We start from the raw sequence: 25,371 nt of genomic DNA, 5'->3' as shown, positions 1-25,371 counted from the left end.
TCGACCTGAAGCGCGGAGATGAATCGTTCATCGCGCTTCAGGTTATTGCTTGAGCATGATCTTCCCAGAAAACCGCTACACACTTTGCGCTAACGCGGCCCTTCGGGTCCGGATCATGCTCCGGCCGACAAGAACAAACAGGACGACGAGGCGGCATGTCCCTTTCCTTTGCCAACAGCATCGCGGTGCAGAGCCGCGCGCGCACACTGGTGCCGCTGTGCGTCGGCGCCGGCGCCTATCTCTTCTTCCTCTTTGTCGGCGACACGCTGCTTCAGGACTCCGACTCGTTCTGGCAGATCAAGATTGGGCAATGGATCCTCGATCACCGCGCCCTTCCCTACACGGACTTCTATTCCTTCACCCGGACCGGCGAGACCTGGATTTCGACGTCGTGGCTGTCGCAGGTGCTGTTCGCCTTCTCCCATGCACAATGGGACTGGGCCGGGCCCGTGATCCTCACCGCGATCGGGGCCGCGCTCGCGGCCGCGATCTTCGTCTACCTGCTCGACGCGCAGATCGGCGCACCGCGCGCGGTGCTGTTCGCGATGCTGGCGCTGCTGCTATCGCTGCATCACGTCCTGGCGCGTCCTCATATCCTGGCGCTGCCGGTCATGGTGGCCTGGGTCGGCCTGCTGATGGCGGCGGCCGATCGCAAGAGCGCGCCGTCCTGGTATTGGCTGCCGCTGATGGCGCTGTGGGCAAACCTGCATGGCGGCTTCGTGCTCGGCCTTGCGCTGATCGGCCCGATCTCGCTCGAGGCGGTCGAGCACGCCGAAAAGGGAAAACGGCTTTCCCTGTTCATGCGCTGGGTGCTGTTCGGTGTCGCCGCGCTGATCGCTGCCTGCTGCACGCCTTACGGCTGGCGGACACTGATGGGCGCGACCAACATCCTCAGCCTCGGCGAGCTGCTCTCGCTGATCTTCGAATGGATGCCGGCGAACTTTGCGACCTTCACCTCGTTCGAGGGCGCACTGCTCGGCCTGATCGCGCTCGGCTACTATCGCGGCCTCGTGCTCTCGGCGCCCAGGATCTTCCTGATCCTGTTCCTGACCTGGAGCGCACTGACCCATGTCAGGAGCATCGAGGCATTCGCATTCCTGGTGCCGCTGGTGCTGGCAAAGCCGCTCGGCGAGATGTTCTCGCGCCCGCCGGTTGACGCCACTGGAGCCGACCGCTGGCCGGCCCGCTACGTCACCGCAATCGGCGCGCTCATGATCGTCGCCGCGAGCTGGACCTCGACCTCGCTCTACATGAGCCACCACCGCTTCACCTTCACGATGGCGCAGACGCCGGTTGCGGCAGTCGACCTGCTCGAGAAGCTTGGGGTACAGCGCATCTTCAACGCCTACCAGTTCGGCGGCTATCTGATCTCGCGCGATATCCCTGTTTACGTCGACGGCCGTGCCGAGCTCTATGGCGAAAAGTTCGTGATGGACTTCTTCAAGGCGACGGAAGGCAAGAAGCCCGAGCTGCTGCCGCGCCTGCTCGACCAGTACAAGATCGACGCGACGCTATTGGTCGCCGATGCGCCGGGCCCGCAAATCCTTGACCAGCTCAAGGGCTGGAAGCGGATCTACGCGGACGACATCGCGGTCGTCCATGTGCGGGAGAAAGCGGACGGCGGGGCGGCGACGCCGTCGAAGTGAGGAAGCGGCTTCTGGCGTGTTCTCTCAGATGCGACGTTCGCTTGAAGATGTGAAGCGGACTTAGGCGCGCGTTCCGGCGATTTCGCCGTTTGACCATAGGAGACACCGCGCGTTCTCCAAAAGCGGGCGCCAGGCTGCCATTTCGGCGTGCGAACTTGGACGCCGGTTGACACGATCCCCTGGTGGTAATTGAGCGCCAAATTACCTGCCGTCAAAGCCCGAACAACCTTCAAACGAACATCACGCCGATTCTGAAGGGGGCCCGCCAGACCACGCGACAGGGCAACTTCAGAGCAGAGTCCAATACGATCAATGCGAAGGCGACAGGTATTCGGTCAGTCGATTCCTGAAGTTGCAGCGCCGCACCTGACGTCGAGATATTGCGGATCACGCAAGGAATTTTGTCGCGCCTGCACTCGATCTGGGCTGGCATTGCCACTCGGAACCGTGGTGCATGCCGGGTCTCTACCATTGGCTGCAGGCTCCTATTCCCCCCTTAGAATGATCCGAATTCCTCGACGCTTTGATTTATCCAGAGCAGTGCCGCACGGCTATCCAACCAGAAAAGCTGGTCGTCCTCCCCTTCGCCGGGAGTCATGTGCAACAGGAAGGAATTGTCGCCGTATCGAAATAGCGTGTCACGCGCCTGACGCTCAGTCAGAGTCTGGACATCGAGAAAAGAATACCGATGGGTTGCGACAAGCCTCATATCCCGGGCCCTTTCAACCTCGCGTTAGATCATCTTCCAACCAGGTCGGCGTCACCGCCGGGAGCGGCGCAGTGTCAGGTATTTGTTGCCCCGGTCCTGAACCAGGTAACGGGCTTCCTCCATCGAAGCGGTCAGCTCTTCCGCGTGCCGAGCAAGCTGACGGATGTTCGGATCATCTGCGAAATCGCGGAGAATGATCCGAACGCACTGGTTGGCAAGGTCGAGCACCCATAGTGCGTGACGCATGTCATCTAGGGTGCGAAGGTTCTCTCCATCCAACTCGGACAGCACATTTGTGAGTCCATTTAGCCGAACGATGGCAGCATGCGGTGCGGGACGAGGGAAATTGATGATGTCGGACATCATTGTCCTCAAAATATTCAATATGCATCGAGTATTATGGCCAACATTCAATAGTTTCTTAAAATGCTTACAAGATGTGCTATCGGTTTTTGGCGCGTACGATTGTACCGGAGGCAATGGCAGATCCTTGGCCCGCGCGACGACGAGGAAACGCATGACTGACGACGAAGGCTAATGCGGCGCGCCGTGGTGGGTGTAGGCTTGGCGCTGGCCATGCTTGCGGGTCTCTATTTCTACGGATCGCCGGAATACAGAAAATTGAAGAAAGAGTGCATCGAGACCGGCATGGACCACTCGGGCCCCATCAGACGATGAGCTGCATCGGTTATGGACGGCTTGCCGCAGGATAGGTTTTGGCGCCCCTTTGTGAAACGAGGCAGGTAGCTAAGTGAGCCTCTGGCCCCTTAGCAGTCATTCCGACCGGCCGACGGCTGGCTTCCGATAACAGCCCCTAGCGGGACTCCAGCCTTGGTGCGCGACGCCTGAATGAGCGATGCTTAAGCTCGCGGTTCATCAGGAAAGTCAAAGCTGAAAATAACAAGCCCGATCGCACCAAACATTAACAGCGCTAGGAACAGCGCCGCAACAGCATAGGACCACACGAAAGGCTCCGAGCAGCTGTGTGCCATCCAATCGAACCAAACGAGCGGAATCATCGCTCGCCGGCTGATCTGAGGCAGACCCGACGGGGTTAAACGGCAATTGTCCGGCATAATGACCTTGCTCAGTCGAGCCGCGCCGCGCAACTGAACTATCGAGTTAGCCCTTTCGAGTATTGGAAGACTTTTCGGCTTCAGGATAAGCAGTTGAACACACCCTCCGCGGGCGAGCGGCCGCGCCCCGCTCCATCAACCCGCGCTTTCTTCTGCTTGTGACCCATCAGCGAAGTGGAGACACCTTTCATTGAGGTCCGCTTGGTGGGTGGAGCGGACTGACTTTGCTCACTCTGAGTTCTCCGCATTTTGACCCAACTCGGGCCTCGACAGCCACGGCTGCGCGTCCAGTGTCGCCAGACGATTTCTTATGGCTCTCGACTACTTCTTGTAGCCGACGTAATAGGCGCCGATTTCGGCGCCCGTACTGTCCTTGATCGGTTCGTATCCCGTTATGTAGGGCGTACCCAGTATCGGCACCTCGCCGTAATAGCTCTTCCCCGCCTTGATCGATTCAAGCGCTGGCCCGGCTAGGACGGTGCCAACTGCTCGGCCGCTTCCATCGGGCTTTGGCACACTTGTGGATACTCGGACGTATTCGCCTCCGTCTTTTGCAAACAGCGTGGCCGTCATCCCTTTGCCGTCCTCGCTTCCAACCGCGTCGACGATGTCAAAGTTGTTACTGATCTTAGTCGTGCCGAAATACAGAGCGGGTGCGTCTTTGCCCCCAACAGCTTCCCTTCCTTCGAGCTTGGGGGCTCCTAATTTCGCCGTCATAGCTTTTAAGGATTCCATCGATTTCGTTACTCTCGGATCCGCTTGGGCGTGCCCGGTGCCCGGCATGAGTGTAGAGGTTGTAACAAGGCATGCGGCGGCGATAATGCCGACCAGAAAGGTTTTCCGATCCATTGTAAGCTCCTGATGTGAAATACGGCATTTTCCTTCACGCGCACCTCACGCGGTGTGCACGTCATTCGCGCCTCGGTTTTGACTGCGATTGAACAGACCAGAGATTACAGGTCTAGGAATTTGCCCGCCGACGGCATCAGCGCTGCCGCTAAGATAGTTGGCGAACACAGGACTGTCGGCACGTCCTCATGGCAGCTCGCAAGAGAAGTTACATCACTTCTGCCCTCGCCGCAAAGCGCGGTCGCGGCCCGCGCGTTGGTCTCTCGTGGCGCGCGTGCTCGCGACACCCCTCACCTGCGAGAACACGATTTGAGTCCAGCCGCGTTGTCCCGCACCGCGCAACGATGGTCGATCCCGCGAAGCAAGCAGCATTCGAGCGAAGATTGCCCCTTGCCCCACAGGCGAAATAGTATGAGATAGGATTGCTCATCGGCCAAAGATAACGGTCAGCTCGCTCCACCTCAGTGACGGGCCGGCGAACTCAAGCGATACTCTTGGGGGTCCGAGGACACGGCAATGAGCCACGATGTCAGGGCTTGGCTCGAGGATCTCGGGCTTGGACGATTTGCCGAAACATTCGCCGAGAACGGCGTCGACCTTGATCTGCTGTCCGAGCTCAGTAACGAGGATCTGAAAGATCTCGGGATTGCACGCCTGGCAGACCGCAAACGTTTGCTCAAGGCGATCGCCGGTCTCGCGCAGGCGACGCACGCGACAGCCATTCCGGCTCCGAGCGCATCCGAGGGGGAACGCCGTCAATTGACGGTCATGTTCTGCGACCTCGTCGACTCCACCGCTCTCTCCAGTACCCTGGACCCTGAACAGCTGCGCGATCTACTGCTCGCCTATCAGGCGGCATGCGCCGTCGTGATCGACCGCTACGACGGTCATCTCGCGAAATACCTTGGAGATGGTCTGCTCGTCTATTTCGGCCTTCCACGTGCGCATGAGGATGACGCTCAACGTGCGGTCAGTGCCGGGCTCGATATCGTCGAGGCGGTCGCGCTGCTGAATCGAGATTTGTTCAGGAAAGTCGGTATCCAGCTCGGTGTCCGCCTTGGCGTGCACACCGGGCTCGTGGTGGCCGGAGAAATGGGTGCGGTCGGGGCACGCGAGGAAATGGCGATCGTCGGTGAAACACCGAATGTTGCTGCGCGGCTCCAGTCGCTGGCCACCCCCAATGCCTTGGTAATCAGCGCCAGCACGCAGCGCCTTGTCGGAGGCCTTTTCACCTACGAAGACATCGGTGTCCACCAGCTGAAAGGCGTCGCCCGTCCTGTGCAGGCGTGGCGAGTGACCGGCGAGCGTCTGACCGAGAGCCGCTTCGAGGCGCTGCATCCTGGCGGGCCATTCCCGCTGATCGGTCGCGAGGAGGAGGTCAATTTTTTGCTGCGTCGCTGGGAGCAGGCGAAGCAGGGCGACGGCCAGGTTGTCTTGCTCTGTGGGGAGCCTGGCATCGGCAAGTCGCGGATTGCCGAGGCGCTCGTCGAGCGAATAGCGGACCTGCCGCACGTACGCTTGCGGTGCCAATGCTCGGCATATTTCACGACCAGCGCGCTATATCCCTTCGCGCGCCAGTTGGTACAGGCAGCCGGGTTCCTGCCAACCGATCCGCCTGCGATCAAACTGAACAAGCTCGAGCAGATGCTGGCCGAATCCGAACAGGCAGTGCCCGAGATCGCTTCGCTGTTTGCAGGCTTGCTGTCGATCCCTGTGGCTTCGCACTATCCGAGGCTGGAGCTGACGGCAGAGAGCCTTAAGCGGAGAACCGTGACAGCATTGGTCGATCGAGTGCTTGGGCTGGCGACCCGGAAGCCGGTACTGATCGTGGTGGAAGACGCGCATTGGATCGACGCTTCGAGCGCAGACGTCATCGCGGCCGCGATGGATCGTGTGCAGGATTCTCGCGTCCTGATCCTGATTACCTACCGACCCGACTACATACCGCCATGGAGCGGCCGCCCCCATCTGACCATGCTTATGCTCAATCGGCTGAGCCGAGCGCAGGCAGCTGACATGGTCGGTGCGTTGGCTGCCACCGAAGCGCTGCCGGCGGAAATAATTCAAGAGATTGTGGCAAAAACGGACGGCGTGCCGCTTTTCATCGAGGAGCTGACCAAGGCGGTCCTCGAGGCCGGCTTGGCCAACGACGAAGCTGGTTGCGGGCGTGCCGGGCGACTACAGCTATCGGTTCCGATGACGCTGCAGGACGCGCTCGTTGCGCGGCTGGACCGGACGGCGGGGACGAAGGAGGTCGCGCAAGTGGCGGCGGTGCTGGGCCGCGAATTCAGCGAGGCCCTCCTGACGGCTGTCTTGCCACCGAACCGGGGCGCACTGACCGGGGCCTTGGATGCGTTGGTTCAGGCAGGACTCCTGTTCCGCCGCGGCTCGCCCCCTCAAACCAGCTACGTCTTCAAGCACGCACTGGTGCAGGACGCCGCCTACGGGACGCTGCTCCTGACCTCCAGACAGCAACTTCATGCACAGAGCGCCGACGTACTTGAGCAGCAATTCCCGGAGATTGCAGAAGCGCAGCCCGAACTGCTGGCGCACCACTACGCGGCCGCCGGCATATATGATCGCGCAATCGCCTATTGGCAGCGGTCCGGCACGCGTGCGCGCGAACGCTCCAATTACGTCGAGGCCGAGCACGTCTTGACCGCCGCGGTCGCACTTGTGCCGCAACTGCGCGACGAGGCGCGGAAGCGTACCGAGCTTGACCTGCAGATGGCGCTCGGCGCGGTGTACCGGGCCATCCGTGGCTCGGGCTCACCGCAGACTGAGCTCACCTATAGGCGTGCCCGCGCACTATGCGAGGAAGTTGGCGACGCCGATCGGCTGCTGGAAGTCATCTATGGACAGTTTGTCGGTGCCTTCAACCGGCCGAAGCTGCACGATGCCGAACGCTATGCGAGCGAGTTCATGGAGATTGCGGAGCATGATCATAATGCTTCAGCGCTGAAGGTGGCAGAGTACCTGATTGGCAGTACAGCGTTCTTGTTGGGTGATCTTGTTCGCGCTCGCCAGCACCTGGAAGATTCGCTGCGCGTCGATGGCGTAGACCGCGAGCGCGTCAATCGATACTCGCACGGCCAGTATCCCACCTTCCCGCTGATATACCTGGCATGGACCATGTTCGCGCTGGGATTTCCGAACCAGGGGCATGCGTTGGCCGGAGAAGCCATTGGAGTGGCCAGGGACCGCTCGGAGTTCTACTACGCGATGGCCCTCAGCAACGATTGCTATCTACATCACATGAGCGGGGATTGTGCGGCGGTGGAGGCGAATATTGCTACTCTGGTCGATCTTGCAGCGAAGAGAGGGATCGTCGTGTTCCACGCGACCGCTCATCTTTTCGAAGGCTGGACGCGGGCCATTCGCGGCGCGCCGGAAGACGGCATCGACTTGATGCGTGAAGCGCTGGCAAAGCTCGCCGCAACGGAGCAGAAGGTCGAGCATCCCTACAAGAGATCGATCCTGGCCGAGACCTGTCTGCGGGCGGGTCGATGGTCGGAGGCGGAGGAACAGCTCGACGAGGCACTGCGCCTGGTGCGGACCACGGACGAGCGCTGGTACGAGGCGGAGGTGCATCGGCTTGCCGCCGAACTCGCACTTGCAAAGGGTGATAAGGTCAACGCTGGACTGGAATTCGAGCGAGCGCGCACGCTTGCGACCGCGCAGTCGGCGCGCATGTGGGAGCTACGCGCGGCGACAGGGCTCGCCCGGCTATGGCGCGAGGCAGGTAAGGTCAGCCAGGCGCGTACCCTGCTGGCGCCGGTGCTCGGCCGCTTCACCGAAGGCTTGGACACGCGCGATTTCATCGAGGCCAAGGCGATTTTCGATGGACCGACCTAAGGCACAATAGCTGGTTGGGCGCCCCGGTGCGGGCCTGTCATCGTCGAGGCCCGGAACCGGCCCTAGGCAGCCATTTCAGCGTTCGACGCTGACGTCGGCCTTTGTCCCGAAGTGGGTACTTGCGATTTAAAGACCGATCGGTCTATATATTGATCATGAGCCGCCAGCCCCCAGCGCAATCGCCCCGTGGCCGCCCCCGAAGCTTCGACGTGGACGCCGCGGTCGAACGCGCCATGGATGTGTTCTGGTCGCGCGGCTATCACGCGACGGCGCTGCCGGACCTGCTGCGGGCCACGAGGCTCTCGCGGGGCAGCCTTTATGCCGCTTTCGGTGACAAGCACTCGCTCTTCCTGCGGGCGCTCGATCGCTACATCGCGGATGCGGTGGCGCGGATGGATGTCGAGCTCGCCCCCGGCAGGGAGCCGGTCGACGCCTTGCGGGCCTATCTCTCCGGCTACGTCGAACGCACCAGCGGTGCCAATGGCCGGCGCGGATGCCTGCTGGTGGCCACCGCCATGGAGCTGGCCGGCCAGGATGCGGAGGTCGCCCGCCGCGTTGCGGGCTTCTTCAGAAGTTTGGAGACCAGGGTGGCTGGTGCGCTCTCCCGCGCGAAGAGTGCAGGCAAGCTGGCCGATGGAGTCGATCCCGCCACGGCCGCGAAAATTCTCGTCTGCTTCGTCGAAGGGCTGCGCGTGGTCGGCAAGACGGCCCCGGCGCGAGCCACATCGCAAGCTACCGCCGACGCGCTTCTCGACCGCTTCGTCAGCTAGATAACCCGATCATGTCGACACTCCGTGACGCCTTCGCTTCCGCCGCGCCGATATATGGACCAATCAGTCTAGAAAGGAAGATGCCATGTCCGCCCTCCAGATCGCCTGCGCGGTAGCCGTTCCCCTGCTCTGGGGCTACCAGTTCGTGGCCATCAAGGTGGGCGTTGCGGAGTTTCCGCCGCTCTTCTTCCTCGCGCTGCGCTTCCTCGCCATCGCATTGCTGCTCGTTCCGTTCGTCAGAAAACCTACACGAAAGCAGCTTGGCCCCATCGCCGCGATTTCGATTTTCCTCGGCGGCCTGAACTTCGGGCTGTTCTATGTCGGCCTCGGGCTCGGCTCGGGAAGCATGTCGGCCGTCGCCTATCAGCTCGCGACGCCCTTCACCGTCCTGCTGGCGTGGCCGCTGCTCGGCGAGAAGCCGTCTACGACCACCTCCGCCGGCGTGGCGCTGGCCTTCGCCGGCGTGGTCGTGCTGGCGGCGGGGCCCGGACTTTCGGCAAGCATCCTGCCGCTGCTGCTCGTGGTCGCAGCCGCCTTCGCATTCGCCGTGTCCAATGTCCTGACCAAACGCCACGGCCCCTTTGATCCACTGATGCTGATGGGATGGTCGTCGCTGTTCACGGTGCCACAGGTCCTGGTGATGTCGCAGCTGCTGGAATATGGGCAGGCGGCGAGCCTCGTCACGGCGGACGGACGTGGCTGGCTCGCGCTCGCCTACACGATCTTCATCGGCGGAATCCTGGGGTTCGGCCTTTGGTTCTGGCTGATCGGACGCTGCTCCATGGGCCGCGTCGCACCTTTCGGCCTGCTGCTTCCGGTGTTCGCCTTGATGTCGAGCGTGTTGTTCCTCGGCGAGCGCATGACCCCGAAGCTGATCGTCGGCGGGCTGCTCGCGATATCAGGCGTGGCGCTGACACAGGTCAGACCGCGCGCGCGAGCTGATGCCTTCAATTCCCCGTCTGCAATTCGCCAAAACGCTCCCAGCTCTTGCCGTTGAAGCGCATGAACTGCATCTGGTCGACCGGGACGTGATCGGTCGGGCCGGTATTGACCTTGATACCGGGCAGCAGCATCGGCAGTTCAAGATCGCGGATCGCGTAAGCCTGCTTCAGGATGTTCTCGGTCGAAAGGTCGTCGCCGCACGCCTTCAGCACCGCCTCCAGCGCCATCGCGCTGTTGTAGGCGTTGACGTAGTTGGTGTCGTGCTGATCGGCCTCCGGCACGTATTTCGTCATGAACTCGCGCCAGCCCTTGACGCCGGGATCGTCCTTCCAGGCGGGATCGTCGGGGTCCTTCACATAGGCGGTGGAGAGAATGCCGGTGCCGGCTTCCAGGCCCGCAGGCTCCATCACGGTCGAGACCCACACCGCGACATTGGAGAGGAACGTCATCGGACGCCAGCCGATCTCGAAGGATTTGCGGATCGCCTGCGCCGCGAATTTCGGCGTCGCCGCGATCACGAACACATCGGCGCCTGATGCTTTCAATTTCACGATCTGGGAGTCGATCGTGGGATCCTGGATCTCGTAGGTCGCACCGGTCACGACGGCATCGTATTTCTCGCCGAGCACGTCCTTGAGGCCGGCGAGATAGTCGCGGCCGTAATCGTCGTTCTGCGAGATCACGGCGAATTTCGCGTTCGGGTTCTTCGCCAGCGCAAAGCGCGCATAGAGCCGCGCCTCGTAGCGGAACGGCGCCTGCACGCCCATCGTCGCCTGCGGATATTGCGCGATGGCGGCGAATTTAGAGGCGCCGGAGCCGATGAAGAGCTGCGGCACGTTCTTGCTCTGGAGATATTTCGCGATCGCCGTGTTGTGGGCAGTGCCGATCGAGGAGAAAATCAGCGCGACTTCGTCGCTCTCGACCAGCCTGCGCGTCTGCTCGACCGATTTCGGCGGCGCGTAGCTGTCGTCGAGCGAGATCAGGTTGACCTTGCGGCCGTTGATGCCGCCCCTCTCGTTGAGCATCTTGAAATAGCCGACCTCGCCCTTGCCGAGCGCGCCGAACGCGGAGACCGGGCCGCTGTAGGGCATGGTCTGGCCGATCCTGATTTCGGTTGGCGTAACGCCGCGCATCTCGGCGGCAAGCGAAGCAGCAGGCAGCAGCAGGAACGAAACGGCGCCAAGCGCGCCCAATGCTGCATTCAAGCGCATCAGCTCCCTCCCCTTATGTCGATGCGATCGCGCCGCACCTTTATTTGACGAGAGCATGCCATGACATCGCGGCGAATTCCAATCATTATCGGGCGGCGATCGCAGGGGTGGGCGAAGCGCCTTGTCTCGCCGAAGCTCGGAGGGCGAAGGTGGAAGCATGCCTATCCTACATCTGTAACGTCTTATGAGATGACGCGCCGTTGCTGCCGTGCGGTAATCTCCAGGGGGCGAACAGGAATACCCATCATGATGTTTCGCAATCTTTTCACGGCGCTTCTCGTCACGGCCGCGATCACCGCGGCGCAGGCGGCGCCGCAATGGCTGAACCTGCCGCCGACGCCGACATTGCCGAAGGCGACACAGAGCGGCTTCGCGCCCGTCAACGGCGTCAAGGTCTGGTACGCAACATTCGGCCGCGGCGAGCCGGTCATCCTGCTGCATGGCGGTCTCGCCAACGCCAATTACTGGGGCCACCAGGTCCGAGCGCTGCAACGCCACTATCAGGTGATCGTCATGGACAGCCGTGGGCACGGTCGCAGCAGCCGCAACCAGGAGCCGTATGGCTACGATCTGATGGCCTCGGACGTGGTCGCCCTGCTCGATCATCTCAAGATCAAGAAGGCCGCGATCGTCGGCTGGAGCGACGGCGCGATCATCGGTCTCGACATCGCGATGAAGCACCCGGTTCGCGTCAGCAAGCTGTTCGCCTTTGCGGCGAATTCGGATCCGTCAGGCGTTGCCGATATTGCGTCAAGCGACGTCTTCAACACCTACATCGCAAGAGCAGGAGACGAGTACAAGCGCCTGTCGCCAACACCAACCGAATACAAGAGCTTCGTCGCGGAGATTACCAAGATGTGGGAGAGCCAGCCGAAATGGACGGCCTCCGACCTCGCTTCCATCAAGGTCCCGACATGGATCGTCGACGGTGACCACGACGAGGCGATCAAGCGCGAGAACACCGAGTTCATGGCGGCGAACATTCCGGGCGCCGGCCTGCTGATCCAGCCTGAGGTCAGCCACTTCTCGTTCCTGCAGGACCCCGAGCAGTTCAACGATGATGTGCTGCATTTCCTCGCGCGTGGCGGTGAGAGGCCCGGAGCAGCAGCGAAGTGAGACGATCGTAGGGTGGGCAAAGCGACAGCGTGCCCACCCTACGAGGCGGCCCTCGAAGGGCGACGGCCCAGCTGCATCGGGGCCGTTCATCCTTCGAGGCTCCTCATGGGACGCATTGCGTCCCATGCCTCGCACCTCAGGATGACGGAATCGCCAACAAAAAAAACGCGGCGTTTCTGCCGCGTTTTTCAATTCGATCTGCCGCTCGCGATTACGCCTGCGGCTGGGGCTCCAGGCCGGGATCCGGATCGGGCCGCGGGCGCGACTTGCCGGCGGGCGGCACGGCGGAGGCGCGCGGCGTGGTCGGCTCGAGCACCGATTCGCGGTTCGGCTTCTTGCCCTTGAGCAGGTCGACGATCTCCTCGCCGGAGAGCGTTTCGAACTCGAGCAGGCCCTTGGCGAGCGCTTCGAGGTCGGCTCGCTTCTCGGTGAGAATGCGCGTCGCTTCGTTGTAGCCCTCTTCCACGAAACGCCGGATCTCGGTGTCGATCTTCTGGACCGTGGCCTCCGACGCATTCTGCGTGCGCGACACCGACATGCCCAGGAACACCTCGTCCTGGTTCTCGCCATAGGACACGGTGCCGAGCGCCTCGGACAGGCCCCAGCGCGTCACCATCATGCGAGCCAGACGGGTCGCCTGCTCGATGTCGGAGGACGCACCGGACGTCACCTTCTCGCGGCCGAAGATCAGCTCTTCGGCAACGCGGCCGCCCATCATGATGGCGAGGCGCGAGGTCATCTGCTCCAGCGACATCGACAACTTGTCGCGCTCGGGCAGCTGCATGACCATGCCCAGCGCACGACCACGCGGAATGATGGTCGCCTTGTGGATCGGGTCGGTCGCGACGACGTTGAGGCCGACGATGGCGTGGCCGCCCTCGTGATAGGCCGTCAGCAGCTTCTCTTCCTCGGTCATGACGAGCGACTTGCGCTCGGCGCCCATCATTACCTTGTCCTTGGCCTCTTCGAACTCGGCCTGGGTCACCATCCGCTTGTTACGGCGGGCGGCGGTGAGCGCGGCTTCGTTGACGAGGTTCATCAGGTCGGCCCCGGAGAAGCCCGGGGTGCCGCGCGCGATGGTCTTGAGGTTGATATCCGGCGCCAGCGGCACCTTGCGGACGTGAACCTTGAGGATCTGCTCGCGGCCGACGACATCGGGATTGGGCACCACGACCTGGCGGTCGAAGCGGCCGGGACGCAGCAGCGCGGGATCGAGCACGTCGGGACGGTTGGTCGCGGCGATCAGGATCACGCCCTCGTTCGCCTCGAAGCCGTCCATCTCGACCAGCAACTGGTTCAGCGTCTGCTCGCGCTCGTCATTGCCGCCGCCGAGACCGGCACCACGGTGACGGCCGACGGCGTCGATTTCGTCGATGAAGATGATGCAGGGCGCGTTCTTCTTGGCCTGCTCGAACATGTCGCGGACGCGGCTGGCGCCGACGCCGACGAACATTTCGACGAAGTCCGAACCCGAGATGGTGAAGAACGGCACGTTGGCTTCGCCCGCGACCGCACGCGCGATCAGGGTCTTACCGGTGCCAGGAGGGCCGACCAGCAGCACGCCGCGCGGGATGCGGCCGCCGAGGCGCTGGAATTTGCCGGGGTCGCGCAGGAATTCGACGATCTCCTGCAGGTCCTGCTTGGCTTCGTCCACGCCGGCGACGTCCTCGAAGGTGACGCGGCCATGCGCTTCCGTGAGCATCTTCGCGCGCGACTTGCCAAAGCCCATCGCCTTGCCGGCGCCGCCCTGCATCTGCCGCGACAGGAAGATCCACACGCCGATCAGCGCGATGAAGGGCAGCCAGGAAACCAGCAGCGAGACGAACCACGGCACGTTGTCGCCGGGCGGCTTCGCGGTGATCTGGACCTTGCTGTCATAGAGGCGCTTCACCAGCGTCGGATCGTTCGGCGCATAGGTCTGGAAGCTGGAGCCGTTGGTGAAGGTACCGTGGATATCCGGACCCTGGATCACGACGTCGCGCACATTGCCGCGGTCAACTTCGCTCAGGAGCTGGGAGAAGGCGATGTCCTGCGAGGAGGCGCGCTGACCCGGATTCTGGAAGAGCGTGAACAACGCCAACAGCAGCAAGACAATGATGACCCAGAGGGCGAAATTGCGCAGATTGGCGTTCATCGATCTTCCTTCGTGGTCGCGCGGATCGCGGCCTGATCCTTGGGCGGTATCTTGGACAGTTATTTTGTCAGTGCGAGGAAATCCCCAAGGAATCCTCTTGGTTAGACGCATACAATTTAGGTGCCGCCCCGGTCGCTGCCAAGGGAACGAGATGGGACTATTTATCCCATCTTAGGACGATTCCCGCTGAAATAATGGCGACCTGGCCGTGGTTTTTCCTGGCTGGTTAAGGTGACCTGACGCCGCGCAGCGGAAACGGCCGGTGTCATGATCCGCCCTTGGACCGCCGTGCCGGCGCCGGTGCGATGTGGATACGCCCCCCGGCAAGGCTGATCAAGGCTCCCGCAAGGGTCTGCTTCAGTGCCGGCCGGCCATTTGCGGCTGCGCGGGGGCCTGCGGCCATGGCCTGGTCGAGCGCGGCCGAGAGGGTCTCGACCTTGCCGAGTTCCGCCGGCCCCTCATGACCGAGGGCGTTGACGGCCCGCAGGAGGAGCCGCAACCGGACCTCCTCCGGCAGGACGGCAAACGCGGAGGCCTCGAAGCAGCGAACGCCCACCTGCGGCGCATCGCCGCGCGCCCGAAGCTGAAGAAAGCGCTCGGCGCCATCGACCAGCACGTCGACCGCCGCATTGGCGCGCGAAAGCCTGCCTGCGAGCCGCGCCAGGCTCCTGCTATCACCGCCCTCGGCCGCGAGCTGCGGCAGCAGCGCGCGCAGCCGCGGCCGGGTGAAGGCGGTGTCGCGATTGGTGGGATCATCGGCAAAGCCGATCTTCGCCCGCCTCAAGGTCGCGATCAGCTGCGACTTCGGGACATCGAGCAGCGGGCGCACCAGCACGATGCCGTCGCGCTCCGTGAGGCGCGCCATCGCCGACAGCCCGGCAAGCCCGCTGCCGCGGACAAGGCGCATCAACAGGGTTTCGGCCTGGTCGTCGCGGGTGTGAGCGGTCAGCACATGGCTCGCGCCGACATTGCGCGCGGCTTGCGCAAGCAGGCGGTAGCGGGCTTCGCGTGCAGCGGCAGGCAGTCCTGTATTCGGCTTTGCGCCACGCCAGCGCAGGGTCCGGTGGGCCAGCCCAAGCTCAGCAGCCAGCCGCTTGACCTCGCGCGCCTCGCGCGCCGCCTCCGGGCGCAGGCCGTGATCGACGGTGACGACGGTCAGTTGCGGACCGCGTGCAAGGCCGCGCTGCCAGCGCGCGGCGAGCCACATCAGCGCGACCGAGTCAGGCCCGCCGGAGACCGCGAGCACCAGCGCCGGCGCGTTTTTGAGCCCGGTGAAGAGGTGCTTCGCCGCGCGCGCCGAGATCGGTGAATTGTCGTCGTCTGACATGACGCTGCCCAGGCAATCGCCAGACTATTTAGCGCAGCGGCATCCGCATTGTCAGGGCGCAAATACCAGGCGTCAGCACTTCACCCGCTTCTGCTCGCGATCGACCGCGGCTTTGACGCCGGCGGAGGCCCGCGGAAATTTGCGGCCGACTTCGCCGAAGGCGGCGCAGGCGGCCTCTTTCTCCTTCAGCGCTGCCAGCGACTGACCGAGCCGCAGCAGGGCATCCGGCGCCTTGGCGGACTTGTCGTACTTGGTGGTGACGGCAAGGAAGGCTTCCGCGGAGTCGCGGTATTGCTGGCGCTGGAAATAGCTCTCGCCGAGCCAGTATTGCGCGTCCCCGAGCAGCGGGTCGCTCGGATATTTCTGCGCAAAATTCTTCATGGTCTGCTCGGCCAGCGCATAGTCCTTGCGCTGCATGTAGCCGATGCCGAGGTCGAACTCGTCGCGCGGCGTTGCCGAGGGCGGAAGGGTCGTCAGGCCAGCGCCGCCCGATGGCGCCTGTTGGGCCGGCGGGTAGCCGGGCTGGGCTGCCGGCGGCACGCCTTGCTGGTAGCGCGGGCTGGTGTTGGCGAGATCGAGCGGCTCGCCGGCACCGCGCCCGCCGGGCGCGCCGCCAGGAGTGCCTGCCGGCATCGGCTGCTGCCCGCCACCGAGCGCGCGCGGCGCGCCGGGCGCATTCGGATTCTGGTTCGGATCGAAGGAATCGCCGCGACGGCGCGTGCCGGGGGCACCGGGCGCCGGCTGCTCCTGAACGATCGGCGCGGGAGAAGCGATCTGCGGCTGCTCGTAATGCGGCTGAGCCTGTTGCTGCTGGCGATAGGGCGGCGCAGACTGCGCGGGCGGCATGGCCGCGACATTGGGCGCCTGTCCCGGCGCGCCTTGCGCGCCGCCCTCGAGCGCCCGCAGCCGCTCTTCGAGCTGGCGGTTACGGTATTGCAGCTCTTCGTTCTGGCCCGTGAGCTGGCGCAGCTGGTTCTCCAGCCGCTCGATCCGCATCTCGGGGTCATCATCGGACTGCGCGAACACGGGCGAGCACAAAGAGAGCAGCGCGGCGGTCGCCACGATGCCGGTAAAGACCTTGGATCTGGATGACATCTTGCCCTGACGACGAAAGCGAAATGGCCTGCGACGGAACCTTCGACGCGCCACACATTGAAGTGGAGTACGCCAAAAATGTGACTGCCACAAAGGGGTTTCTGTCACAGAATGCTGAAACGAAACCGGCGCCCGAGAGGGCGCCGGCATAATCCTTTTTTGAAGATGAACGGCGCCTGACTGATCGTCAGGAGCTCGCGTTCAGCACGGTGACGGCACGACGGTTCTGCGACCAGCAGGAAATATCGTTACAGACGGCGACCGGCCGCTCCTTGCCGTAGGAGATCGTGCGCATGCGGTTCGGATCGATGCCGCGCGAGGCGAGGAACGAACGCACCGACTGGGCGCGGCGGGCGCCGAGCGCGATGTTGTATTCGCGGGTGCCGCGTTCGTCGGCATGCCCCTCGATGGTGAAGCTGTACTGCCGATAGTTCTGGAGCCACTGCGCCTGCTTCTCGAGGGTCACGATCGCCTGCGGTGTCAGATCGGTCTGGTCGCTTTCGAAGAACACGCGGTCGCCCACGTTAACGACGAAATCCTGCTGGCTGCCAGGCGTCGCAGCATTGGCCATCGCATCCGTCGCTGCGTTCTTGTTCGCGCATGCGCCCATCGACAGCGCGATCGCAACCACCGCAGCCAGCTTCAATCCCTGGAGGATACGCATAGGGTATTTCATTCCGGAGCCTCCACGCTCGCGTTCGTCCACTGCTGTCCGGTCTACAGGGGGTTGGTTAAGCGAACGTTCCGTCAACCTTGATGGAACCTTGCTTCAGCCGGTCAAATGCCCCCAAACCGCGAAAAGCAACCGTCATGGTTAATGGGTTCTAAATGTGGCGCGAGGGTGAAGGCAAGCCGCGTGACCAGCAAAAACGCCGGTTCTTGCTGGAATTTCGGGCCCGAACGATGATGGGGCGAACGGAGCCCCGGCCGAAAGGCGTGCGGCGGCTCGGGGCGATGACGGCAGGCAATCAGACGTGAGCGGCTTCCGCCACCAGCACCGGCCGCTGCGGCACCTGGCGCTGCCCGCCGCGCCCGAACAGCATCCGCCGCTCGAAGGCGGTGGACCGCATGATCGGATAGCGCTCGAACACCTTCTTGCGGAAGGTCGGGAAATCCGCCGCCATCAGTCCGAACGGCTTGGTGAGGCCCGGGACCAGGCGGGGCTCGGCGATGGTCTCGTGCAGGAAGACCCGCCGGTAGAAGGCCTGATGCTCGGAACGCACGATGGCGAGGCCGAGATCGGCATTGAAGTGCTCGCACGCCATGTAGGCGAGCCGGGTCGTGAGATAGGGCAATTCCGGAACCCGCTTCACTTGGTCGGGATCGGCGACAAAGCGGGTTGGGTCGATCATGACCTCGCCGCGATCGAGCCGCGGCAGCAGGATGTCGGGAAAGACGTCGGCCGAGGTGGACTCGCGCCATTCGGAGGTCAGCACGCTGATGCGCACGGAGCTGCAGAGTTGGCCGCGGAGATAGACGCCGAAGGTCCACGCGTTCGGCAGCTCGTCGTAGCGGTCGGTGACCCGGGCTTCCGCCGATTCCCTGACGGCGCCCTCGCGCAGATAGGCACGGTAGCGGAGGTTGTAGATTTCTTCTTTCTCCGCGGCCGTCTCCGCAAGATGATAGTCGACGTCGGTCAGAAGCTCCGCTCCCCGTCCAACAGCCGAAATGACAGATCTGGCTGAGGACTGCATTCGAACTCCTTACCCACCAACCACGATGCGCGAGTCCGGGCCATTTGCCGCGGGACAACTTGCGCGCGCGTGAGGATTTGTTAACACCTCCTTAACAACGATGCAAAGCAATCGAGGGGATAGGGTTAATCCCCGTAGCACTACGGTAGGCCAGCAACTGACTGAAACGACGGAAAATTTCTGGAGATGGACTCAGGCGAAGGAGCGTGAGCCGACGACCTGGAGCAGGCTCTCGCCGCGTCGTCCATGCGAGGCGTTGAGAAGCTGGCGCATCCGCACGGCGGGCACCGGACGGCTGAACAGATAGCCTTGCGCCTCGGAGACGGTGCCGTCGGCGCTGATCAGCTCGAGCTGCTCGTTGGTCTCGATGCCCTCGACCACGACCGCCATGCCGAGGTCGGCCGACAGCCGCGCCACGCCACGCAGCAGCGTCAGCGGCCGGTCGGTGTCGATGCCCTCGAGGAAGGAGCGGTCGATCTTCACCTTCTGCATCGGGAAATTGTGCAGGTAGCTGAGGCTGGAATAGCCGGTGCCGAAATCGTCGAGCGAGATGCGCACGCCGAGCGCATGCAGTTGCGACAGCGTGTCGTGGGTGAGCTGGGTGTTGCGAAGCAGCGAGGACTCGGTGATCTCGATCTCCAGCCGGTGGGCCGGCAGCCCCGAGACCTCGAGCGCGTAGCGGATTTCGCTGAGCACATCGCGCTGGTGGAATTGCTGCGGCGAGAAGTTGACGGCGACGCTGACGCCGTCGGGCCACTTCATGCATTCCATGCAGGCGCGGCGCAGGATCCAGCGGCCGAGATCGACGATCAGCCCCATGTCTTCGGCGACCGGGATGATGTCGATCGGCGAAACCGTGCCGCGCACCGGATGATTCCAGCGCAGCAGCGCCTCGCAGGTGGTGATCTTGCCGGACTTCAGATTGACCAGGGGCTGGTAGAACAGCTCGAACTCCTCGTTGGCCAGCGCCTTGCGCAGGTCGAGCTCGAGGATGCGGCGAGCCTCGACGGTCGCCGCCATCTCGTCGCGGAAGAAGCAGAAGGTGCCGCGGCCGTCGGCCTTGGCGCGATAGAGCGCCATGTCGGCGTTCTTGAGCAGCGTGTCGGCCCTGACGTCGCCGTCCGGCGAGGTCAGCGCGATGCCGACGCTGGCGCCGATCTCGACCAGATGATTGTCGATGCGGTAGCGCTCGCTCAGGCGTTCGACGATGCGGCGGGCAAGGCTCGCGGCATCCTCGGCCGAACTGATATTCTGCTGGAACACGACGAACTCGTCGCCGCCGAAGCGGGCGACGAAATCCTCAGGCCGCAGCATCTCGCGCAGGCGGTTGGCGACCGCGCACAGGAGCTGGTCGCCGCAGGGATGGCCGAGCGTGTCGTTGACCTGCTTGAACTGGTCGAGATCGACGAACAGCAGCGCCGAGAGGCGCTCGGCGTCGTGCGAGATCGCCAGCAACCGTTCGATCTCGTCGCGGAAGCTGACCCGGTTGGGCAGCGCCGTGAGCTCGTCATAGCGGGCGAGATGGGTGATCCGGGCTTCCGCGTTGGTGCGTTCGGTGATGTCTTCCAGCAGCAGCACCGTGCCGCCGCCGGTCATCGGCTGGAACGTCCAGGCGAGCGCGCGGCCGCGCGAGGAATCCGGATCGGCGGTGACGATCTCGCAGATCCGCGCATGCTCGATCTCGGCCAGGATCTGCTTGCCGCTCTCCCCCGAGATGGAGCCGGCGGCGATGCAGGCTGATACGATGTCGGCAGCGGTGGCGCCACGCTTGACCAGATCTTCGGGCAACGCCATCAGCTCGCTGAAGCGATGGTTCATCACCGCAAGGCGTCCGTCGGCGCGAAACATGCACAAGCCATGCGGCATGTTGTTGAGCGCGGTGTCGAACTGGCTTGCCAGCGCGGATTCACGGAAGCTCGAGGTCAGCGCCTTGACGAAGATCGCATGCAGGCTGAGATTGATGTTCTTCAAGCCGATGAAGAAGAACATCAGCAGGATGGCGAGCCCGATGTGGTAGGGGCCGCCGTGCAGCAGCAGAGCGAGCGACATCGGACCGCAAGCGAGCGCGACGTGCCACTGGATCACGCGGGGTTGGCCGTAATTACGCGCGGCGCCCCCGGCGGTGTAGCCGATGCCGATGGCGACAGCGAGCATGTCAGCCACCGGATCGTCATTGTTGATGATGACGACGAAGGCCCAAATGCCGAGCACCGCCGCATAGCTGAGCGCGCCGATCCAGTAGCGCGGCTCCAGATGCTTGGCTTCCTCGAATGACAGTGGATGCGTACGGTTTTCGTATCCGCGCATCTGGAACGCCCGCGCGGTGCCAATGGCGATCAGCAGGAATGCGAGCGGCCACAGCCAGACATCGCCCGTCTTCAGCGCAGTCATGACCGCGGCCACGGCCGCGGAGGCCGAGCCGAGGAAGATCGCCCAGAAATTCTGAACCATAGAGTTGATGAGAGCGGCGTAGAGTATCGGCTCCAGCTCGTCTCGATCGCTCTGCTTCTGGTCGGCCAGCTGCATCGGCTTGTTACGCGTCCTGTTTGGCGCGTACTTTTACCCAGACCTGATGAAGCCTTTCTGAGGGAACATCGTTAAAGTCGAGTTGTTTTTCGGCAATAGCGAACATGCTTCTGCTGAAATATCAAGCAACTAGGCAAGCGTTGCCGGGCACAAGGTGAAGGAAAGCTTGCGTCCTGCACCAAACCCCGAAAAAATCGGCATGTTTTTTCGAAAACATCGCGCGTCTGAACGCGCAATGTCTTAGCCCCGATGTTTCACGCGAACCGGTATCCAGTTCGCTCCAAAACGCTCTAGCCGGGTGTCGAGGACAGCAGCGGCGACCATGCCGGGTCCGAGGCGAAGCCCGGCGTCGGCACCTTGAGCTCGTTGCGGCCGGAGATGTCGACGGAGTAGAGCGAGGGTCCGCCATTGCCGCCGGGATCGCGGAAGAACATCAGCACGCGGCCGTTGGGCGAGAAGGTCGGGCCCTCATTGTGATAGCCGGAGGTGAGGAGCCGCTCGCCGGAGCCGTCCGGCTTCATGACGCCGATCGAGAACTGCCCGCCGCCCTGCCTGGTGAAGGCGATGTAGTCGCCGCGCGGCGACCACACCGGCGTCGAATAGGTGGCGTTGGTGTCGTCCTTGGAAAAGGAGATGCGCTGCGCCTGTCCGCCGCCCGCCGCCATCACATAGATCTGCGACCTGCCGCCACGATCGGACTCGAAGCAGATGCGGGTGCCGTCGGGCGAATAGGACGGCGAGGTGTCGATCGCCGGCGTGTCGGTGAGGCGCGTGGTCGAGCGCGAACGCAGATCCATCACGAACAGGTTGGAGTTGCCGCCCTGCTGGAGGCTCATGATGACGCGCTGGCCGTCCGGCGAGAAGCGCGGCGCGAAGGTCATGCCGGGGAAATTGCCGACGATCTCGCGCTGGCCGGTCTCGATGTTGAAGAGATAGACCTTCGGATCGCCCTGGCCGAACTCCATGTAGGTGATCTCTTGCGAGTTCGGCGAGAAGCGCGGCGTCAGCACGAGGTCTGAGCCGCGGGTCAGATAGCGCACATTGGCGCCGTCCTGGTCCATCATCGCGAGCCGCTTGACGCGGCGTTCCTTCGGCCCGGTCTCGTCCACGAACACGACGCGGCTGTCGAAATAGCCCTTTTCGCCGGTCATCCGCTCGTAGATCTGATCGGAGATGATGTGGGCGATGCGGCGCCAGTATTCCGGCGAGGTGAAATATTGCTGGCCGGCGAGCTGCTGGCCGGTGACCACGTCCCAGAGGCGGAATTCGGCCTTGAGGCGGCCGTCCTGCTGCCGTGTCATACGGCCGGTGACCACCGCCTGTGCGTTGATGGTCTTCCAGTTCTGGAATTGCGGCGCGACGTCCATATTGCTGATGCGCTCGATGAAGGCGGCCTGGTCGATCGGCGCGAACAGGCCCGAGCGCTTGAGGTTGTTGGTGATGACCTGCGTGACGCCATTGCCGACGTCGCCGTCGGATGGCGTTCCCGGCAGGAAGTTGGTGATCGCGATCGGGACGGGCTGGAACTCGGTCGGGTCGATACGAATTCGCGGCTGGCCCTGCGCGAAGGCACTTCCGCCTCCGGCCACTGCGAGCGCCGATCCGGTGAGCGTGATGAAGCGACGGCGGGAGATCGATAGAGCGTTATTCATCGCAAAATTCTTTTGTTCGGATGTCACAACATATCTTTCAGGCCGAAAGTCATCGGGATGAGCTTCCAGCTCTCGTACTGCTGCTTCGGCATGAACGAATAAACCTGACACTGCACGATGGCGCGTTTGGCGCTCTCGGCAATGGCCTGGGCAATCGACCGCGACGGTCCCCTCACTCCAACGATGATCGGCTCCGACGCGAGCGATCCATCGATCTTCATGGGGATGTCGATGTCGGCCTCGTACTGCTCGGCATCCTGCCCGTTATAGGTCGGCGTAAAGCAGCGCTTGACCGCGCTCTGGAACGCGCCGCGCCAGGTCGCGACATTGGCAACGGCCGTCCCGGTTGTCGATCCCAGCGAAGCCGACGCATTCAGCGTCGAGCCGGCGAGCTCGTGCCGGGTCGCTGCACGCTTGTCGAGGTCGCGCTGGATCTGCGCGGGATCGAAGCTGCGCTCCTTGGGCTTCGGCTGCTGCTGCGGCTGCACGGCCGCAACCTTCTGCTCGACCGGCTTCGGCGGCGGCTTCTTGGTCTCCAGCTTCTTCTGGAGCTCGGCGATCGGATCTTCCTTGGCTAGGTCAGGCTTCTTTTCCTGCGGCTTCGGCTCTTCTTTGGGCTTGGCCTCGGCAACCGGCTTGGGCGGCTCGGGCTTCTTCTCGACCGGCTTCTCGACGGGTTTCGGCGGCGGCTCTGGCGTCGAGTTGGTCTTGATCAGCTCTTTCTTCTCGGTGACCTTGCCGACGGCGTCTTCCTCGGCCTTGGCTTCGGCGATCTTCTCGACCTTGGGCTTGGGCTCTTCCTTTTTGCCGGTCTTCTGCCCCGACATCATCTGCGCGAGCTGATCGGTGGAGATGATGTCGATCGGAAGCGATTCTTCCGCGACATAGGCCTTGCTGCTAAAGGTGACCAGTCCCCATCCAAGCACGAGGACGTGGAGGGCAATCGACGCAACGAGTGTCTTGTCGACGTTCACCTTCACCGGTTCACCCCTGATCCGCCTCGGTCACGAGCGCCAGCTTCTTGAAGCCCGCGCCGGACAACAGGCCCATGACCTTGGCCACCGTTCCGTAATCCGCCTTCTTGTCCGCGCGCAGATAGATGCGCTCCTCGAGCCCGCCGCGCGCATCCGTGATCGCCTTCAGCTTCGGGATCAGCTCGTTGATCGCGATCTCGGCGTCGTTGATGAACACCTTGCCCTTGATGTCGACCGACATCTGGATCGGCTTCTGATCGTTGTTTTCGAGGCTCTTGGCCTGGGTCTGCGGCAGGTCGAGCGGCACGCCGACCGTCAACATCGGAGCCGACACCATGAAGATGATGAGCAGCACCAGCATCACGTCCACCATCGGCGTGACGTTGATCTCGGCCACGACGGGCTTGCGCCGGCCGCGGCGGCCGCCGCCTCCGGACGAACTAGCTACGTTCATCGCCATGATCGAGTGCCCAAATTGCCCCTCACACTATACATGCCGTCCGTCAGCCCCGCTCGTCGATCTGACGCGACAGAATGGCGGAAAATTCATCGGCGAAACCTTCCAGGCGCTGGGCCTGACGGTTCACCTCGGAAGTGAACTTATTGTAGAAAATAGTGGCAGGAATGGCGGCGATAAGGCCGACGGCGGTCGCAAACAGCGCTTCGGCAATGCCGGGCGCCACCACCGCCAGGGAGGTATTTTTCGAGGCCGCGATCGACTGGAAGCTCGACATGATGCCCCAGACCGTGCCGAACAGGCCGACAAAGGGGCCGGCGGAGCCGACGGTGGCGAGCACCAGCAGCCGGCGTTCCAGCCGCTCGACCTCGCGCGCGATCGAGACGTTCATCACCTTGTCGATGCGCATCTGAAGGCCCGCGACCGAGCGGGCGTGGCTCTCGAACGAGCGCTTCCACTCGCGCATCGCGGCAACGAAGCAGGCCGCCATGGAATGCGTCGGCTTCGCCGAGAGCGTGCGATAGAGCTCCTCGATCGACTCGCCGGACCAGAAGGCCTGCTCGAACCGGTCCATCGAGCGGCGGGTGCGCGCGTAAAGAAAGATCTTGTCGATCGCGATGGCCCAGACCCAGACCGAGCAGGCGAGAAGCCCCAGCATCACCGCTTTCACGATCCAGTGAGCCTGCCAGAACAGCGCAATCAGCGACACGTCCGCGGAAGCGGCAACCGGAAGGGCTGACTGAGCCACGTCGGCCGGATTCATAAGCAGTATCCTCTCAAGGCGATCATTTACCTGACCTCTCCGGCCAGCAAATGGCTGCCGGTTCCCCAACAGCCGCGCTAGAACCGGCGCGGCCGGCAAGCCCGCTCAAAGCCTTGTCTTTCTGGGGTACAGGGGCTCGTCCAAAGCCGGCCGCCTGCATTCCCTGCCAAGATGTCAAAACTATGGGCCTTGACCCAAGGCCCAGACTTCGGGCTTTGGGCGCGATTGTCCGCACTTACCAGAGCCCGGCGTTGGTTAACGTGGGGTTACCGGAACCGGATTTGGCCGCCGGAAAGGTAGGCAGCGCAGGCGGTTGGCCGCTTTGCCGGAACATGGCGGCCGACGGATCGGAGCCGCCCGCTCCGGGCAAGATCGGTTCCCTCCCCCCTTGCAGGGAGGACCAGGGCGAGGGGTACCACACGGGGATTCCCACCCGTGATGAAATCGGACGCACGCAACGAGCACCTTTTCCCGGGCTACCCCTCTCCCCCGCAAGGGGGGCGCGCAGCGGGACTCGTGGCGCTACGACACTATGCGCAACGGGCGCGCCTTCTGGAGCCTTCCCTGCCCCGCCC

The 25,371-nt window shown here is 63.3% G+C and carries 19 protein-coding genes; 5 read left to right on the top strand and 14 right to left on the bottom strand.

All coding sequences use genetic code 11. The annotated features are described in order from the left end of the window. Positions 1-155: 155 nt before the first annotated feature. Complete coding sequence (locus JQ627_RS21050) at positions 156-1,646, top strand: hypothetical protein (protein ID WP_212486067.1); 1,491 nt, start codon at positions 156-158, stop codon at positions 1,644-1,646. A gap of 229 nt (positions 1,647-1,875) precedes the next feature. Here JQ627_RS21050 and JQ627_RS21045 read toward each other — a convergent pair whose 3' ends face one another. The 3 genes from JQ627_RS21045 to JQ627_RS21035 all read right to left on the bottom strand — a co-directional run bounded on the left by JQ627_RS21045 (position 1,876) and on the right by JQ627_RS21035 (position 4,280). Then, complete coding sequence (locus tag JQ627_RS21045) at positions 1,876-2,118, bottom strand: PilZ domain-containing protein (protein ID WP_212486066.1); 243 nt, start codon at positions 2,116-2,118, stop codon at positions 1,876-1,878. A 288-nt stretch (positions 2,119-2,406) separates the two neighbouring features. Beyond that, entirely contained in the window at positions 2,407-2,718 is a 312-nt protein-coding gene (locus tag JQ627_RS21040) for a hypothetical protein (protein ID WP_212486065.1), read from the bottom strand. A gap of 1,034 nt (positions 2,719-3,752) precedes the next feature. Further along, positions 3,753-4,280: a Cache 3/Cache 2 fusion domain-containing protein gene (locus JQ627_RS21035; RefSeq protein ID WP_212486064.1), complete on the bottom strand. Its 528-nt coding sequence runs from the start codon at positions 4,278-4,280 to the stop codon at positions 3,753-3,755. Between the two features lie 516 nt (positions 4,281-4,796). On the opposite strand from JQ627_RS21035, the gene JQ627_RS21030 reads away from it, so the two are divergent. The 3 genes from JQ627_RS21030 (at position 4,797) to JQ627_RS21020 (ending at position 9,902) form a co-directional block, all read left to right on the top strand. Beyond that, positions 4,797-8,135, top strand: a complete 3,339-nt coding sequence (locus JQ627_RS21030; RefSeq protein ID WP_212486063.1) for an AAA family ATPase — start codon at positions 4,797-4,799, stop codon at positions 8,133-8,135. 155 nt (positions 8,136-8,290) lie between these two features. Further along, positions 8,291-8,905 (top strand): TetR/AcrR family transcriptional regulator, encoded by a 615-nt coding sequence (locus JQ627_RS21025; RefSeq protein ID WP_212486062.1) that lies wholly within the window; start codon positions 8,291-8,293, stop codon positions 8,903-8,905. Positions 8,906-8,990: 85 nt separating this feature from the next. Continuing rightward, a complete protein-coding gene (locus JQ627_RS21020; RefSeq protein WP_212486061.1) occupies positions 8,991-9,902 on the top strand; it encodes a DMT family transporter in 912 nt (303 codons plus the stop codon). Here the strand turns inward: JQ627_RS21020 and JQ627_RS21015 are convergent. Then, on the bottom strand, positions 9,853-11,058 hold the full coding sequence (locus JQ627_RS21015; protein ID WP_212486060.1) for an ABC transporter substrate-binding protein: 1,206 nt from the start codon (positions 11,056-11,058) through the stop codon (positions 9,853-9,855). The two genes, JQ627_RS21020 and JQ627_RS21015, sit on opposite strands and share 50 nt — an antisense overlap. 246 nt (positions 11,059-11,304) lie before the next feature. Between JQ627_RS21015 and JQ627_RS21010 the strand changes: the two genes are divergently transcribed. Next, complete coding sequence (locus tag JQ627_RS21010) at positions 11,305-12,174, top strand: alpha/beta fold hydrolase (protein ID WP_212486059.1); 870 nt, start codon at positions 11,305-11,307, stop codon at positions 12,172-12,174. Between the two features lie 211 nt (positions 12,175-12,385). Here the strand turns inward: JQ627_RS21010 and ftsH are convergent, their stop codons facing one another. The 10 genes from ftsH to tolQ form a co-directional block, all read right to left on the bottom strand. Further along, positions 12,386-14,308 carry an ATP-dependent zinc metalloprotease FtsH gene (gene ftsH, locus JQ627_RS21005; RefSeq protein WP_212486058.1) on the bottom strand — a complete coding sequence of 641 codons (1,923 nt, stop codon included), beginning with the start codon at positions 14,306-14,308 and terminating at the stop codon, positions 12,386-12,388. 265 nt (positions 14,309-14,573) lie between these two features. Further along, entirely contained in the window at positions 14,574-15,635 is a 1,062-nt protein-coding gene (gene tilS, locus JQ627_RS21000) for a tRNA lysidine(34) synthetase TilS (RefSeq protein ID WP_212486057.1), read from the bottom strand. A gap of 72 nt (positions 15,636-15,707) precedes the next feature. Then, positions 15,708-16,730: a tol-pal system protein YbgF gene (gene ybgF / locus JQ627_RS20995; protein WP_212486056.1), complete on the bottom strand. Its 1,023-nt coding sequence runs from the start codon at positions 16,728-16,730 to the stop codon at positions 15,708-15,710. 187 nt (positions 16,731-16,917) lie between these two features. Further along, the gene (pal, locus tag JQ627_RS20990; protein WP_028152222.1) at positions 16,918-17,406 is read right to left on the bottom strand and encodes a peptidoglycan-associated lipoprotein Pal; all 489 of its coding nucleotides are present in this window, start codon (positions 17,404-17,406) and stop codon (positions 16,918-16,920) included. A gap of 292 nt (positions 17,407-17,698) precedes the next feature. Next, entirely contained in the window at positions 17,699-18,424 is a 726-nt protein-coding gene (locus tag JQ627_RS20985; protein WP_212486055.1) for an N-acyl amino acid synthase FeeM domain-containing protein, read from the bottom strand. Between the two features lie 192 nt (positions 18,425-18,616). Continuing rightward, the gene (locus JQ627_RS20980) at positions 18,617-20,950 is read right to left on the bottom strand and encodes a bifunctional diguanylate cyclase/phosphodiesterase (RefSeq protein ID WP_212486054.1); all 2,334 of its coding nucleotides are present in this window, start codon (positions 20,948-20,950) and stop codon (positions 18,617-18,619) included. A gap of 290 nt (positions 20,951-21,240) precedes the next feature. After that, entirely contained in the window at positions 21,241-22,602 is a 1,362-nt protein-coding gene (gene tolB / locus JQ627_RS20975; protein WP_212486053.1) for a Tol-Pal system beta propeller repeat protein TolB, read from the bottom strand. Between the two features lie 23 nt (positions 22,603-22,625). Then, a complete protein-coding gene (locus tag JQ627_RS20970; RefSeq protein WP_212486052.1) occupies positions 22,626-23,582 on the bottom strand; it encodes a protein TolA in 957 nt (318 codons plus the stop codon). Positions 23,583-23,586: 4 nt separating this feature from the next. Further along, the gene (gene tolR, locus JQ627_RS20965; RefSeq protein ID WP_028152217.1) at positions 23,587-24,036 is read right to left on the bottom strand and encodes a protein TolR; all 450 of its coding nucleotides are present in this window, start codon (positions 24,034-24,036) and stop codon (positions 23,587-23,589) included. Between the two features lie 43 nt (positions 24,037-24,079). Beyond that, entirely contained in the window at positions 24,080-24,796 is a 717-nt protein-coding gene (gene tolQ / locus JQ627_RS20960; RefSeq protein ID WP_014492404.1) for a protein TolQ, read from the bottom strand. Positions 24,797-25,371 lie beyond the last annotated feature (575 nt).

Origin of the sequence: Bradyrhizobium liaoningense (assembly GCF_018130785.1) — a bacterium.
Taxonomy (GTDB): Bacteria; Pseudomonadota; Alphaproteobacteria; order Rhizobiales; family Xanthobacteraceae; genus Bradyrhizobium; species Bradyrhizobium liaoningense_A.
Note: the sequence above shows the minus strand (reverse complement) of the source record. Positions and strands in the feature narration are given on the sequence as shown.